The sequence below is a fragment of the Microbispora sp. NPDC049125 genome (assembly GCF_040802045.1).
In the GTDB taxonomy this organism is placed as follows: Bacteria; Actinomycetota; Actinomycetes; order Streptosporangiales; family Streptosporangiaceae; genus Microbispora.
This window is the reverse complement of the sequence record NZ_JBEZDW010000036.1, coordinates 23,304-37,076: the sequence shown is the minus strand read 5'-3', so window position 1 is coordinate 37,076 and position 13,773 is coordinate 23,304. Positions and strand designations below refer to the sequence as shown.

Sequence of the window (13,773 nt, the reverse complement as noted above, 5' to 3'; positions counted from 1 at the left end):
TCAAGCCGCCGAAACCAGGCGCGTGGTATCAGGTATTGACCGCACAGTTGTGATCGATCACACTGTTGTAACGCCGATGTAACCTTTACGTCCATCGCGGATGCAGGATGCGCGCGACACCCCGGCGATACGCACCTACCGCCCTGCCATGCGACGTAACCTGCCCTATAAATGTTAGCGATAACATTCGTTGGAGCTCTGATGCAGTCCGCCCAGCTGAACCGTCGCCGGGGCCATCCCCGTCATTGGCGCCCGCACCGTCCACGCGGCACCCCTCCCGCCGGCCCGGGCCGATATCCGCGTAGCGGCGTACGCGTCCTGGTGGCGCAGTGTGACGCCTAAAAGGGCGTCCCACCTGCCAATCCTCTGTGTGCAACGATGCGGCCGACCCATGTCATCACCGCCGTCGCTTCGTGGCGATTTCCCATTGCCGCCGATCCTGCTGTTGGAACAGCACCATGCGGCCCGGACGTACGTCAGCAACACGATGTCTTCAAGTGAGCGTTTGACCCCGGACTTCAGATCTAGTGATTGGAAATTTCATGGCACTGATCATGGCGTCTGATGGTTACTCATCAGAACCATCGCGGAGCACCCGGCCGTTGCGCCGGTCGCTGATCGCCCTTGCGGTGACCGCGCTCACCGCAGTGGCGGGTCTCGTCCTCGCGCCGTCGGCCAATGCCGCCACCAGCCAGTTCCGAGGCATGAACTGGGCCGTGCTGGGTGACAACTTCAGCACCGGCCCGCTCGTCGTGCAGGGCCTGAGCCAGTCCGACAGCAACGCGACAGTACGGGCCAAGGCCAACGCCCTCTACGACGACATGGCCTCCACCATGGGGGTCAACACCGTCCGGCTGCCCATCAACGGTCCCACTGTGTCCAACACGACCTGGTGGAACGCCTACCGCGGCGCCATTGACGCCGCCACCGAGCGTGGATTCAAGGTCATCCTGGCCTACTGGGAGGACGGGTCCGCCTCCGGCGGCAGGATCACGAACCTGACCGCGTGGAATGCGATGTGGTCCACCGTGATCAACACGTACGGCTCGAACAGCAATGTCTACTTCGAGCCGATGAACGAGCCGCACGGCTACTCGTCGGCGGACTGGCGCAACGTCGCAGCGAACTGGCTCAGCGCTCACCCCTCGGCGGCGCCCGGCCGGGTGCTCATCGGCGGCACCGGCTTCAGCCAGGACCTGCGGGACATCTGCAACGACAGCCGCTTCAACTCGACGCTGCTGTCCTTCCACTACTACGCCTTCTTCTACGGCGCGATGACCTACGACGCCTTCCGAAGCCACATTCAGACGCGTCTGGGCAACTGCGCCTCCCGCGCGGTCGCGACCGAGTTCGGCGCGCCGATGTCCACCGGGCTCAACTACGCGGATGCGAACAGCACCGACAACTTCGTGCGCTACATCCGCGCCATGGCCCAGGTCATGCGGGACAACCAGATGGGCGGCACCTACTGGCCCGCCCTCGGCGGCAAGCCGGGCACCATCGGCTACGACTGGTACTCGATGTACGCCGTGAGTGGCAGCGGCACCGATCTCAACTTGACCATCCGCAACACCTCCGGCGCCGACCGGATCCGGTATGCCTGGGGCGACACCATCGGCAGCTCCACCCCCACCCCCACGCCGACCCCGACCCCTACGCCTACGCCAGACCCGGCGACGTACTACAGGATCGACGTGCGCCACAGCGGCAAGACCATGGACGTCCAGCAAGCGAGCACCAGTAACAGCGCGCGCATCGACCAGTACACCTACAGCGGCAACGCCTGGCAGCAGTGGCAGTTCCAGGACGCCGGCAGCGGCTACTGGCGCATTGTCAGCCGCCACAGCGGAAAGTGCCTGGACGTGACGGGCGCCTCGACCGCCGACGGCGCCGAACTCATCCAGTACACCTGTGGCACCGGCACCAACCAGCAGTTCCAGATGGTCGCCAACGGCGGCTACTTCCAGCTCCGGGCACGGCACAGCGGCAAATGCGTGGACGTACCGGCCGCGTCGACCGCCGATGGCGTGATCATCAAGCAGTATGCGTGCAACACCGGCACCAACCAGCAGTGGTCGCGCACGCCCGTCTAACGGTCATCTCGACGTAACCGCGGAGCTGCGGTACAGCACTCACGCCCCCCGGTACCGATCTCGTGCTGTGTGGTCGGTGCCGGGGGGAATCCGGATTGCGGCGTCCCCCTTAAGTCCGCATCAAGGTTGTTGTTCAGCGTCTTCGCGTGCACCTCGACCGACCAGTCGGCATCCACCGGTCCCAGCTCGAACGTCTGATGGTCGTCGGGCCCCTCGAAGTTCTCGCGAGCCCGCACCTTGCCGGAGGGCACGCGCATCCGACCACTCCACGAGCGGCTCCAGGAGGCATCGACGGACGGGGGCGGGCCGCTCCACAATTCGAGCCGTACGTAGGACCTGCTCTCTCTGCTGGCGCAGCGGAGGAGGAATTCATTATCTGTCTCGATCCCACCAGTATTCCTCCCGAGCTTCTGCAGGGAGTGACGCGGCCAGGGCGTCGCCGCTGTCCCCGTCCACGATGTCGATGTGCCCATAGAGATCGTCGACTTCTTCTACGAGGCTCTTCAGGCATTCAGCCACGCAGACCTCATCTCACGTTCGGAGCCTGTCTCGCGAGAATCAAAGCAGGCAGGTACGACAACCCCAGCAGGCAGCGGCCGCACTTCACCTGGTACGAAGACCGTCGCAGACGACGGTGATAACGCGGTCGCGTGCGCCGGCGTCGCCTGGGGCGACTTCCCGCGCAAGGCAGCCGCTCATCAACGCTTTCACGTCGGCGAAGGTGATGCCGCCCCGTACCGCGCCTGCCCGTTGGGCGGCCTTCAGCATGGCGTGCAGCCGACCTGACACGTCGCTTCCGGCGTCGATGGCAGCCGACTCGATGTCGAATCCGACACCGGCCAGCGACTCCGCCAACCCGCGGTGGTCGGCGCCCTCGTGGACGAGCGCGGCGAAAAAGGTGAAGAACGCCGTCCCCGGATCCTCGGTCGCCGTAAGGACGTCCGCCCGAGCGGTGAGCAACGCCATGCGATCAAGCAGGACCGCCGCGAACAGCGCCTCCTTGGTGGGAAAGTGGCGGCTCACGGTGCCGGTGCCCACCCCCGCACGTCGCGCGATCTCGTGTACCGGCACGGAAAGCCCTTCGGTCGCGAACATCTCCGCCGCCGCCCGCAGCACCGACGTCCGATTGCGGCGGGCATCGGCGCGCGGTGCCCGCACAGGCTTGCCCGTCATCGGACTTCACCTCCATCTATACAACCGGGATGGCCATCCCGTATATTCGCTCTATCCGGGACGGCAGTCCCGATTATAGGCGATCAGGGGAGAGCACCATGGCTGCATGGACCACCGCCGACGTCGATGACCAGCATGGGCGCACCGTCGTGATCACCGGCGCCAACAGCGGCATCGGTCTCGAAACGGCCAGGGTGTTCGCAGCCCGCGGAGCTTCGGTCGTGCTGGCCTGCCGCGACCGCGGCAAGGCCACGGCCGCGGCGACCACCCTGCCTGGCGGGAACGTCACCACGGTCGACCTCGACCTGGGCTCGCTCGCCTCGATCCGCCGCGCCGCGGAAGAGCTGCGGTCGCGCCACGCTCGGCTGGACCTGCTCATCAACAACGCGGGACTGATGATGCCGCCACTCGGTCGCACCGAGGACGGGTTCGAACTCCAGATCGGAATCAACCATCTGGGCCACTTCGCCCTGACCGGGCTCCTCCTCGACCGGCTGCTCGCCACGCCCGGCTCTCGCATTGTGACCGTCAGCAGCTCGGCGCACCGCCAGGGGCGCATCGACATCGACGACCTGCAGTTCCAACGCCGCCGCTACAAGCCGACAACCGCCTACAGCCAGTCGAAACTCGCCAACATCATGTTCACATATGAGCTCCAGCGACGCCTCAGAGCGGCGAGTGCCCAGCCCATCGCGGTCGCGGTCGAACCCGGTATCGTCTCGACCGGCCTCCAACGCCATGTCAGGGGCGCGATGGCCGTCGGTGTCGCGGCCGTCGGGAAGCTCATCGGCCAACCGACCGCTGCAGCCGGCGCGCTCGCGACCCTGCGCGCCGCCACCGACCCGGCTGTGCAGGGCGCCGACTACTACGCCCCGAACGGCCGGCTACTGAACGCATCGGGCCATCCCGTGCCGTCTCGATCGAGTTCCGCGTCACATGACGTCGACACCCAGCGCCGGCTGTGGGAGGAGTCCGAGCGACTGACCGGCGTGACGTACTCATTCACCAGCCGGTCCGACGCGGGCGCAGCCCTATGACGCTCCGCTGGCTTCTCAGGATCGTGGCAATCTACCTCGGCGCCCTGGGCGCCGCCTCACTGCTCGTCCCGCAGGCCGCGTCATCCGGCCTGGGCCATGCGTTAACACCTTTCGACATATTCGCGGCGCGCACCATCGGAGCGACTCTGCTCACGATCGCGATCCTGAACTGGTCGGCGAGCATGAGCGCTCTCATACCGGTCGGAGTGGTCCTCGCCAACGTCTTCATGAACGCCGTGCTCGGCACGGTCGATGCCACCAACATCATCGGCGGCACGATCGGCGCCGGCAGTTGGAGCGGCGTGGCCATCCATGCGGCGCTTGTTCTCGCTTTCAGCCTCTGTCTCTTCCGCGCCATGCGTCGACACAAGGCCGCCCGCCTGGCCTGAGCCGGCTTCCTTTTCGCAGCATTCCGACCCGGCCATCGCTGCCGTCAGTGATATACGACGTTCGCCGGCTTCGGTGGTAGCTCGACAGTCTGCACGCCGAACGCCGATGCGATGCGGCCACCAAGAACCCGGACCGAGACCTCAAAACAGCGAAGCCGGCGTTCAATGGAGCAAGGGTGATATGTTCTCCCGATGTTCACTGTGGACATCCGTGATGCCGTACGTCAGCGGCTGATCGAGCAGGCACGTCAGGACTCGCGGGTAACAGACAGCTAATGATCTTTGCCTACTCTCCTGCGTATTTCCTGGAGTCGTGTCACAGCCGTCTCGGCGGCGGTCTTGGTGAGCGCAGGGTCGAATTCACCTACGTTGCCATCGTGCTCCAGCACAATCAGAGTGCTCTTCACCCGAATGATTACAACATCGATGGCGACCATCATGCCGGCCGCCAGTTCGGAGTCCCGCTCTAGATTGCTGTCTGGGAACCCGCTGCGAAACTTGACCCCATATGTGCTATCGCCGAGCCGACTGATCGACAGCTTGCGAATGATGTCTTTCGAGCCGTCCGTCTTGACCGTGATCTCGCGGCAATGACGGACCATGCTCCTGGCAGCGCGCTCCAAGGCGGAGGTCTCGCCGGAGGGGCCGCTCACGATGTATTCGCTGATCCCCTCCCACCGCTCCTTCCGCTCCAAAGCTGTCGAGATCTTGGTGCGATAAATCACGGCGATGCGCTTGGAGGCCTTGCCGCACGCTTTCGAATGAGCGAAGGCGGGATTCAGCAGACCTTCAGTGCGGTACCCCCGGAGGCTGAACTCGCTCCCGAGGTCCTTCGGCATGAGGAGGGCGGCCTTGAGCGGATCGAAAGACCGCGGAGCCGACACGTTCTGGGCCACACGGGGACTCGGTATCAGCAGCGACCCAGCTAAGACAGCTGTCAGTGGAAACGACCAATTCATGATCACCTCGGCCACCCTAGGGTCATTTCTTCTCGCCCTGGAGGAGCGCCCCATAGCAATCTGACAACAATCATCCCGTGATCATGATCGCCGACATGTCGTCAGAGCGCTGTTGTTCTTGGCCGATAAGCCAACTTGGAGCGTCCGCCCTGTGCAGGCACGTGGTGTCGTGGCAATCCTAGAAATCGAGGAGACGTCTCTATACGGCGATCGCGGGGCCCGGGCGAGATGTCCGGCCGTCGAACGCGCCTGGGCCCTACGCCCGTCGAGCTGAGTGCCTATACTCATGTGCCGTTCTGGCCGCCGTCATACGCTTCGATCATGTTCGTGAAGCTGGCCGCGACCGCGACCGCAGCCGCCGCCGGCCTCTGGCTCTGGTGGGCCGCCCTCTGGGATGACGGCAACGACCGCTGGAAACTGGTGGCCAAGCAGTCGTCGGTCACCTACGGACAGGTCGTCGCCACCGGCGAGCACGACGCCTGGGCCTTCGGCTGGGACATCCTCGGCATCGGCGCCTGGCTCCCGGTGGTCGACGGCCCGCACCGCCCCACGGCCTTCCACTGGAACGGCGACCGCTGGACGAAGAGCGACTTCCCTGTGAAGCGCGGCGACATCGGCTCGGTCGCCGCATCCTCCCCCTCCAACGTGTGGACTCTTGTCAGCGACGAGAGCGGCACCTCCGCCGTGCGCTGGGACGGACACACCTGGGCGATTGTCCAGAAACCGCCCGCTACGGCCGGGAGCCTCGTCGTCGCCGCCGACAACGACGTGTGGGTTTTCGGCGACCACAAGGCCTGGCACTACAACGGCGCCACCTGGTCGGAACAGAGCATTTCCTTTTCCACCCTGCGGGTCAGCGCCCGCTCCGCCTCCGATATCTGGGCTCTCGACATCGACGCCCCCAGGGTGCACCACTTCGACGGCAAGGCATGGACCCGAGTCGACCTGACTTCGGCGCTGCCGAAGACCCCGCCCCCGTCCGACGATTCCCCGCCCGACCCGGCCGGCCCTCGGCTGACCGCCATCACCGCCGACCCGTCCGGCATCTGGGTCACCGGGGAGATCGGGGCGTCGTCGTTCCTGCTCTCCCAGACCGGTTCCGGCTGGCGCAGCGAGGACACCTCCGCCAAGGCCGGACGCATGGTCCGTGACCTCCCGCCCGTCCCCGACGGTAGAGGCGGCCACTGGTTTCTCGGCTCCACCGACATCAACGGCGACGACTCCGCCCTCGCCCACCGCGACCCCTCCGGCCGCTGGACCAGGGTGCCGTCCGGCGGTGAACTGACCTCGCTGTCGGCCGTCCCCGGCGGCCCGCTCCTGGCCACCGGAGTGATCGGCAAAGCTTCAGGCGTCTTCCGCAACCTCGGCTGAAGCCGGCCGTACAGCACCTCGGCCTGCGGTCACAGCCGCGACCCGCGGCCGCGCGAGCCACTCGTGAACCTCCTCAACCGTCGCAGGGTCGTCGCCGCCGCGCCAGCTCATCGCGAAACGACCCACCGCCTGACGTGCCTTCGCCATCGGGGAGATCAGCAGGCCAGATCCGTCACGTCCTGCCCGTGGTCGAGCGCCTGCCGGACGGGATACGCATGCGCGGTGTCAGATGATCTCCAGGTTGGCCATCATTCCCATGTCCTCATGTTCGGCGTTGTGGCAGTGGAAGAGGTAACGGCCGCGGTAGCCGTCGAAGCGGGTGATGATCTCCGCCGATTCGCCCGGCCGCAAGGAGATGGTGTCCTTGAGGCCCGCGTCGTGGGGCAGCGGCGGCCGGCCGCCGCGTGAGAGCACCCGGAACCCGACCAGGTGCAGGTGGACGGGATGGTGGACATCAGCGGCCATCCGCCACACCTCGACGTCGCCGAGGCGGGTGGTGACGTCGGAGCGGGCGGGGTCGAACGGCAGCCCGCCGATCAGCCAGCCGTGACCGTCGCGCATGCGCCCGGCGCGAAAGGAGAAGTCGCGCACCCTGACGGCCTCCGACCGGTGCCACACCGGCAGGTCGGTGGACAGCACAAGGGGGATGCGGCTGTCGTCGGTGACCTCGCGTGCGATGCGGAAGGCCATGACGTCGCGGGTTCGCCCGGCGCCCAGCCGGTTGAGGATCCTGACCCGGCCACCGACCGGGACACCCGCGAAGTCGATGATCACGTCGTAGCGTTCGGCCGGCGCGATCGGCAGCGACTGGTGGGTGACCGGGGCCGCGAGCAGCCCCTGGTCGGCGCCGATCTGGACGAGATCGAGCCGGTGCCCGTCGTCGGTGACCGCTTCGAGCTCGTAGTGGCGGGCGTTGGAGGCGTTCAGGATGCGCAGCCGGTAGCGGGCCGCGTCGACCTCGTGCACGGGCCACGGCGCGCCGTTGACCAGGATCACGTCACCGAGGACTCCGGCCAGGTACGGCTCACGCACGCCCGGCCGTTCCCGCAGGCTGGGGTCGAGCGCGGGATAGTCCAGGCTGCCGTCGGCGGCGAACGTCCGGTCGGCGATCATGAGGGGCAGCTCGCGCCGGCCCGAGGGCAGGCCGAGCGCCTCTTCGGCGTCGTCGCGCACGATGTGCAGCCCGGCCAGGCCGCGCCAGATCGCGGGGGCGGTGAAGTCCATGCGGTGGTCGTGGTACCACAGCAGTGCCGGCCGCTGGTCCAGCGGGAAGGTGTAGGCCCGCGTCAGCCTGCTCAGCACCGCTCGCGGGTCATGCACACCGCTCCCCATCCCCTGCATGTCGTGCATGTCGTGCATGTCGTGCATGTCGTGGTCGGCCTCGGGCCGGCCCGCAGGCAGGACGAGGTCGGTCGGGTACCCGTCGGAAGCCGCCGGGGTTCGCCCTCCGTGCAGGTGCACGACGGTCGGCACGGGCAGCTCGTTGCGGTGCGACACGGTGACCGGCCGTCCGCGGCGTGACTCGATCGTCGGCCCGGGGAAGGTGCCTCCGTACGTCCACAGCGGTGTTCTGACCCCGGGCAGGATCTCCGCGGTCACCTCACGCTGGATGATCTCGTAACGGTCGGCGCCGGCCGAGGTGCTGACCGGCGCCAGCGCGGACGGAATCGGCAGAGGCACCTGGAACGCGGGCGGCAGCGGTACGGCGCTGCGCAGCTCGGCACCGGTGACCGGCGGACGCCGCGCCAGCGCGGCCGAGGCCGTCAGACCGCCGGCCGCCATCAACCCGAGCGCCCCGCCGATGCCCAGAAACCGGCGCCTGGCCATGCCGGGGGCCCGCCCGGATCGATCGTCATGTCGCTCACGCATCGCCGGCTTCCCTCTGCTCACGCTTCCGCGTGGTTCGCACCCGCTCCCGCGCGGGTCCCGGTTGCCGTTGCAGGGGCCGGCGCCACACGGCGATGAACTGCACGACGAGCGCGGCGATGGTCATCACTCCCAGCGGGATGTGCAACCACAGCGCACCGTCCAACCCGGCGAAGTACTGCACGGTCTCGGCCGCCACCAGTGCCAGCGTGGCGAGGAACGGCCAGACCTGGCGCAGCCGTACCCAGACCACGATCGCCACGATCACCTGCAGGTAGCCGATGGCGGTGACGGTGTCGGCGCCGGCCGCGTGCCAGCGCAACCCGTCGTAGTCACCGCTCAGATAGACCCCGGCGAACACGGGCTGGCCGACGATGGCCACCATGTGCGCGCTGACGACGGCCCGCAAGACCCACCCGCTGGGGCTCGCCCGGTGCGTCGCATCGGATCGGACCGGCGCGGCCGGGCGGACCCCACCGGCTGTCCGGACCATACGGCGTCCTCCCCGCTCTGTTCCCGATGTGTGATTGCGCACGACACCGGTGACGGAAGCCGCGCGAACTCGTGCGGAGCGTCAGGGCTCGAGGTCGACCACGCCCTTGCCGCTCACGACGTCGATCGGCACTGAGACCTGGTCATGCGCGATCACCCAATCGCCGTCGATCTTCTGGAAGCCGTACGTGACCCTCACCCACATACCGCTCGTCGCCGTCCCGTTCTTCAGCGTGCCGCTGAGACGGGCGAACGCGTGCCCGAACGCCACTTCATCCCCTACGGCGAGCGTCAGGTCGCGGACCTCATAGGTCACACTCTCGAAGAACAGGAACACGTTCGCCCAGTTCTTGAGCTTCGCCTCGATCCCCACGTGCTGCAGCGGCGGCTCGACGTCGAAGGACACCACGTCCTTCGCGTAAGGCTGCTTCAGACCCTCCAGATCTTTGGCCCGGAGCGCTTCGACGATCTTGTCGACCTGCCGCCGAATCGCGGCTTCGTCTACCTCGCGCTGCGTAGGCATCGCTATCCCAGCCTTCCTTGGTGGATCTCGCCATCAGACATATCCGACGCTATGGCCTAGGAGCTATCTTGTCTAAGATCAATATTGCTATGGGGTTATGGTCATGGAGGCATGATGGAGCTGAACTCGCTCAAGCAGTTCCTGGTGGTGGCGCGGCTGGAGCACCTCAGCCGGGCGGCCGACGAGCTTCACGTCGCCCAGCCGTCGCTGAGCCGTACCGTCGCCCGTCTGGAGAGTGAGCTGGGCGTTCCGCTGTTCGACCGCAGCGACCGGCTCCGGCTGAACGACATGGGCAAGCTCTTCCGCGATCACGTCGAACGCGCCCTCGGGGAGCTCGATGCGGGACGACGCGCCGTCGCCCGGGCCGCCAGCGATGGCTTGGGCACCGTGAGACTGACGTCGGAAACCTTCCTCACGCTCACCGGACCACTGGCGGCCTACAAGCGAGCCCACCCCACCATCGAGATCCAGCTCCACTGGTCGCCGGCCGACGACATGGCCCGCCGCCTACGGACCCAAGACGTCGACCTGTGTGTCACCTCGCAGCGGATCCATGCCGAGGGCCTGGAGTCGGTGCGACTGTTCGACGACGCGGTCGGGGTGGGCGTTCCACTCGATCATCCACTGGCGACCCGTACCTCCGTGAGCATCGACGAACTCGCCGGCCAACCCTTCATCACCGCACGCAAGGGGCACTGGCTACGCGGACTGCTTGATCGGCTCTTCGCCGCGCGAGACCTCACCCCGAAGATCATCTGCGAGACCGACGAGCACAGCGCCATCGTGGACCTGATCGTCGCGGGACTCGGCATCGGTCTCATCCCCTCCGCCGCCCGCCGCCTGGCCCACCGCGGCGCCGGGGGTCCGCCCGCCGCCTGGATCGCCGTCGACAGCCCCGACTGCCGTCGTACGGTCACCCTCTACTGGGGCGCCGGCACCCGCCTGTCCACCGCCGCCCGGCTGATGCGCACCACGATCACGGGCTGGGACTGGACCATCGACCCCGGGGGACACGCTGACGATCAGCCTGTGTGAACTACGTGGGGGCCGGATCGTCCATCGACAGGTGCAGGCCGAGCTGTGTGTACAGCTCCAACTGATCGAAGTACTCCCGGTGCGTGACGACCTTTCCGTTCTCGACGAACGAGGCGCAGGTGCCGCGCAGGGCGATGCGGCGGCCCGTCGCCTCCAGTTCCCGTCCGTCGGGCAGCAGAAACGGTCCGGTGTGCGTGCCCGTCCCCGTCCATTCGACCATCATGGGGCTGTCGGTGCCGGTGGCCTCGTACCACACCGTCAGGTGCAGGTCCGGAAAGCCCTTGAAGAACTGCTCGAAGATCCACGCGATCTGTTCGCCTCCCTCCGCCAGTCCTACGGGAGAGACGAAGACGGCGTCCTCGGTGAACAAATCCACCAGTCGCTGCACATCGTGGTCGTTGATCGCGTCGGCCAGACTACGCTTCACTTCCCACTTGTCGACCATGGCCGTGACCCCTCCGTGGTCTGAATATCAACTCGTAAATCACGTTACTAACGAATAGGTCGAATACGGACCACGAAACCGTCGCGGAAACGCCAGGGAACGCCGGCGATCTCCCAGCCGGGGCAAATTCGGGTAGACCATTGCCGCGCCCGCCGGGTCTCCCGTCACGGCCCCGCCGCAGTGACGCGCACCGGCCCCCGCAGCGCCGGCCCGGTCCGCCTGATGGACAGGCACACACCCAAGCCGCCATGGCGGAAACCTCAGCCTTTCGACGCCGATACCGCCTGACCACCCCGTCCTCTCGTCTGCACGCGGACGCGAAAGAGACGGGACGCGCAATGCCGTCGCCGATGAAAGTTACATTATGGCGTCGACCGCGGCCGCGGCTTTCTCCCTGGTCAGAAACCGAAGGAATGGACGGTTTCGACGCGAGCCCCGCCAGGAGAAGGCGCGATCCTTGACAGATCTCATGACTTCATATTTGCTCCGCTGCACCACCGCCACCAGTCACCCGGAAGAGAGGAGCACTCGATCGCGTCCGTAATTGTTAACGGTAACATGCCGTCGACTCCACGGCCAAGCGGGACAGATCGGCCCGGAAGAGCGCAACGCATTTCGCCTTCGCATGCAGATGACAAACTGCATTACGAAATTCCACCGCATTCTCCGTCGGCACCCCGGACGAGAGAACACGGCAAGCGAATGCCGGCGCCCAACGGCTGTCTGAACTCGCCTTGCTCTTCTCCAGCGGAAGAGAGTCGACACGCGTGCCGCTGACGATGGCCGGTCGCCGGCCGCTCCGGACTGACTGACGGCGGGCTCGCTTGGCGTTTCGAACCCGTCCGGGAAGGCGTCGCTCGGCTCACGCGCATGCCGAGTACGGACGCTCCCGCCACATGCAGGAAATCAAATGACTTCCCTGTCGACACATGTCGATATTCGAACGAAAAAGGGAGTTGCGTGAAGTTGAGACAGAGATCCATCTTGACCACTGTCGCGGCCGCCGCCCTTCTCGTCCTGGCTTCGGGACGCATGGCACTCGGCGACAGCCTCGGCACGACCACGTCGTCCACGACGAGCGCCGCCGCGGCGGCGACCGCCGGATGCGGCAAGGCCCCGACGCTGCGAAGCGGTTCACAGTCGATCACGATCAACGGCAAGAATCGCACCTGGATCCTGAGGATTCCCGACAACTACGACAACAGCCGCCCCTACCGGTTGATCATCGCGTACCACTGGTTGAACGGCACCGCCCAAATTGTCGACTCGGGCGGATCGGACGGAGCCGTCTGGGCCTACTACGGGCTCAAGCAACTTTCCAACAACAGCACGATCTTCATCGCGCCCCAGGGAATCAACAACGGCTGGGGCAACAGCAACGGTGAAGACCTGACCTTCACCGACGAGATGCTGAAGCGTGTCGAGGGCGATCTCTGTGTCGACACGACGCAGCGCTTCGCCCTGGGGTGGAGCTACGGCGGATCGATGAGCTTCGCGGTCGCGTGTGCCCGGCCGACGGTCTTCCGTGCGGTCGCGGTCTACTCCGGCGCGCAGCTCAGCGGGTGCAGCGGCGGCACTCAGCCCGTCGCGTACATGGGAATCCACGGCATCCACGACTCGGTGCTCAACATCTCCAACGGACGGTCGCTGCGTGACAGGTTCGTCACGAACAACGGCTGCACCCCCATGAACCCGCGAGAGCCGTCACAGGGCAGCCTGACGCACATCATCACCGCGTACTCGGGGTGCCGGGCCGGCTACCCGGTCGTGTGGGCCGCGTTCGACGGAGATCACACCCCCTCTCCGAACGACGGGTCCACCTCTACCAGCGGCGCCAGGACCTGGACGTCGGGAGAGGTGTGGAAGTTCTTCACGCAGTTCCAGTCCAACCCGTCGCCCTCTCCGTCTCCGTCTCCTTCGCCCTCGCCTTCACCCTCCCCGTCTCCGTCTCCTTCCCCCTCGCCGTCGCCGTCTCCCTCACCCTCACCCTCGCCGTCCCCCTCGCCCAGCGGCGGATCGGGCGCCTGCCGCGTCAGCGCCACCGTCAACGCCTGGAACAACGGCCTGACCGAGGACATCACCGTCACGAACACCGGCTCCGCCGCACTGAACGGCTGGTCGCTGGCCTTCACCCTCCCCGGCGGACAGACCATCACCAACGGGTGGAACGCCACCTACTCCCCCACCAGCGGCCAGGTCACCGCCAGGAACGTCGGCTACAACGGCTCGCTGCCATCCGGCGGCTCCGTCCAGATCGGCTTCCAGGCCACCCACACCGGTAACGCCGGCAAGCCCACCGGGTTCTCCCTCAACGGAAGCCCCTGCACCACCGCCTGATCAGCAGCGATCACCCGGGGGGCGTCCGGCCGGGCTCCCCCCGGGCCCCCCTC

The 13,773-nt window shown here is 66.7% G+C and carries 12 protein-coding genes; 6 read left to right on the top strand and 6 right to left on the bottom strand.

Going from position 1 to position 13,773, the window contains the following annotated elements; all coding sequences use genetic code 11:
* The first annotated feature begins 602 nt into the window (after positions 1-602).
* The gene (locus tag AB0B72_RS31610) at positions 603-2,093 is read left to right on the top strand and encodes an RICIN domain-containing protein (RefSeq protein ID WP_367742927.1); all 1,491 of its coding nucleotides are present in this window, start codon (positions 603-605) and stop codon (positions 2,091-2,093) included.
* A gap of 603 nt (positions 2,094-2,696) precedes the next feature.
* Here AB0B72_RS31610 and AB0B72_RS31605 read toward each other — a convergent pair.
* A complete protein-coding gene (locus tag AB0B72_RS31605) occupies positions 2,697-3,266 on the bottom strand; it encodes a TetR/AcrR family transcriptional regulator (RefSeq protein WP_367742926.1) in 570 nt (189 codons plus the stop codon).
* A 29-nt stretch (positions 3,267-3,295) separates the two neighbouring features.
* Between AB0B72_RS31605 and AB0B72_RS31600 the strand changes: the two genes are divergently transcribed.
* Positions 3,296-4,303, top strand: a complete 1,008-nt coding sequence (locus tag AB0B72_RS31600) for an oxidoreductase (protein WP_367742925.1) — start codon at positions 3,296-3,298, stop codon at positions 4,301-4,303.
* Positions 4,300-4,692 (top strand): hypothetical protein, encoded by a 393-nt coding sequence (locus AB0B72_RS31595; protein WP_367742924.1) that lies wholly within the window; start codon positions 4,300-4,302, stop codon positions 4,690-4,692. The genes AB0B72_RS31600 and AB0B72_RS31595 overlap by 4 nt, the downstream gene beginning before the upstream one ends.
* Before the next feature lie 272 nt (positions 4,693-4,964).
* On the opposite strand, the gene AB0B72_RS31590 is transcribed toward AB0B72_RS31595, so the two are convergent.
* The gene (locus AB0B72_RS31590; protein ID WP_367742923.1) at positions 4,965-5,588 is read right to left on the bottom strand and encodes a hypothetical protein; all 624 of its coding nucleotides are present in this window, start codon (positions 5,586-5,588) and stop codon (positions 4,965-4,967) included.
* Positions 5,589-5,972: 384 nt separating this feature from the next.
* On the opposite strand from AB0B72_RS31590, the gene AB0B72_RS31585 reads away from it, so the two are divergent.
* Positions 5,973-7,022: a hypothetical protein gene (locus tag AB0B72_RS31585; protein ID WP_367742922.1), complete on the top strand. Its 1,050-nt coding sequence runs from the start codon at positions 5,973-5,975 to the stop codon at positions 7,020-7,022.
* A 225-nt stretch (positions 7,023-7,247) separates the two neighbouring features.
* Here the strand turns inward: AB0B72_RS31585 and AB0B72_RS31580 are convergent, their stop codons facing one another.
* From AB0B72_RS31580 to AB0B72_RS31570, 3 genes are all read right to left on the bottom strand, one after another.
* Positions 7,248-8,891 (bottom strand): multicopper oxidase family protein, encoded by a 1,644-nt coding sequence (locus tag AB0B72_RS31580; RefSeq protein ID WP_367742921.1) that lies wholly within the window; start codon positions 8,889-8,891, stop codon positions 7,248-7,250.
* Positions 8,884-9,381: a hypothetical protein gene (locus AB0B72_RS31575; RefSeq protein WP_367742920.1), complete on the bottom strand. Its 498-nt coding sequence runs from the start codon at positions 9,379-9,381 to the stop codon at positions 8,884-8,886. The genes AB0B72_RS31580 and AB0B72_RS31575 overlap by 8 nt, the downstream gene beginning before the upstream one ends.
* A gap of 81 nt (positions 9,382-9,462) precedes the next feature.
* The gene (locus tag AB0B72_RS31570; RefSeq protein ID WP_367742919.1) at positions 9,463-9,903 is read right to left on the bottom strand and encodes a nuclear transport factor 2 family protein; all 441 of its coding nucleotides are present in this window, start codon (positions 9,901-9,903) and stop codon (positions 9,463-9,465) included.
* A gap of 111 nt (positions 9,904-10,014) precedes the next feature.
* Here AB0B72_RS31570 and AB0B72_RS31565 point away from each other — a divergent pair, with 111 nt between their 5' ends.
* Positions 10,015-10,938 carry a LysR family transcriptional regulator gene (locus tag AB0B72_RS31565; protein WP_367742918.1) on the top strand — a complete coding sequence of 308 codons (924 nt, stop codon included), beginning with the start codon at positions 10,015-10,017 and terminating at the stop codon, positions 10,936-10,938.
* A 1-nt stretch (position 10,939) separates the two neighbouring features.
* Here the strand turns inward: AB0B72_RS31565 and AB0B72_RS31560 are convergent, their stop codons facing one another.
* On the bottom strand, positions 10,940-11,383 hold the full coding sequence (locus AB0B72_RS31560) for an ester cyclase (RefSeq protein WP_367742917.1): 444 nt from the start codon (positions 11,381-11,383) through the stop codon (positions 10,940-10,942).
* 984 nt (positions 11,384-12,367) lie between these two features.
* Here AB0B72_RS31560 and AB0B72_RS31555 point away from each other — a divergent pair.
* Positions 12,368-13,720 carry a cellulose binding domain-containing protein gene (locus tag AB0B72_RS31555; RefSeq protein ID WP_367742916.1) on the top strand — a complete coding sequence of 451 codons (1,353 nt, stop codon included), beginning with the start codon at positions 12,368-12,370 and terminating at the stop codon, positions 13,718-13,720.
* Positions 13,721-13,773: the final 53 nt, after the last annotated feature.

Excerpts from the sequence above, each read along its gene's own strand:
- AB0B72_RS31595 (WP_367742924.1), top strand. The coding sequence starts at position 4,300 with ATGACGCTCCGCTGGCTTCTCAGGATCGTGGCAATCTACCTCGGCGCC.
- AB0B72_RS31575 (WP_367742920.1), bottom strand. The coding sequence starts at position 9,381 with ATGGTCCGGACAGCCGGTGGGGTCCGCCCGGCCGCGCCGGTCCGATCC.
- AB0B72_RS31560 (WP_367742917.1), bottom strand. The coding sequence starts at position 11,383 with ATGGTCGACAAGTGGGAAGTGAAGCGTAGTCTGGCCGACGCGATCAAC.
- AB0B72_RS31605 (WP_367742926.1), bottom strand. The coding sequence starts at position 3,266 with ATGACGGGCAAGCCTGTGCGGGCACCGCGCGCCGATGCCCGCCGCAAT.
- AB0B72_RS31580 (WP_367742921.1), bottom strand. The coding sequence starts at position 8,891 with ATGCGTGAGCGACATGACGATCGATCCGGGCGGGCCCCCGGCATGGCC.
- AB0B72_RS31585 (WP_367742922.1), top strand. The coding sequence starts at position 5,973 with ATGTTCGTGAAGCTGGCCGCGACCGCGACCGCAGCCGCCGCCGGCCTC.
- AB0B72_RS31600 (WP_367742925.1), top strand. The coding sequence starts at position 3,296 with ATGGCCATCCCGTATATTCGCTCTATCCGGGACGGCAGTCCCGATTAT.
- AB0B72_RS31570 (WP_367742919.1), bottom strand. The coding sequence starts at position 9,903 with ATGCCTACGCAGCGCGAGGTAGACGAAGCCGCGATTCGGCGGCAGGTC.
- AB0B72_RS31565 (WP_367742918.1), top strand. The coding sequence starts at position 10,015 with ATGATGGAGCTGAACTCGCTCAAGCAGTTCCTGGTGGTGGCGCGGCTG.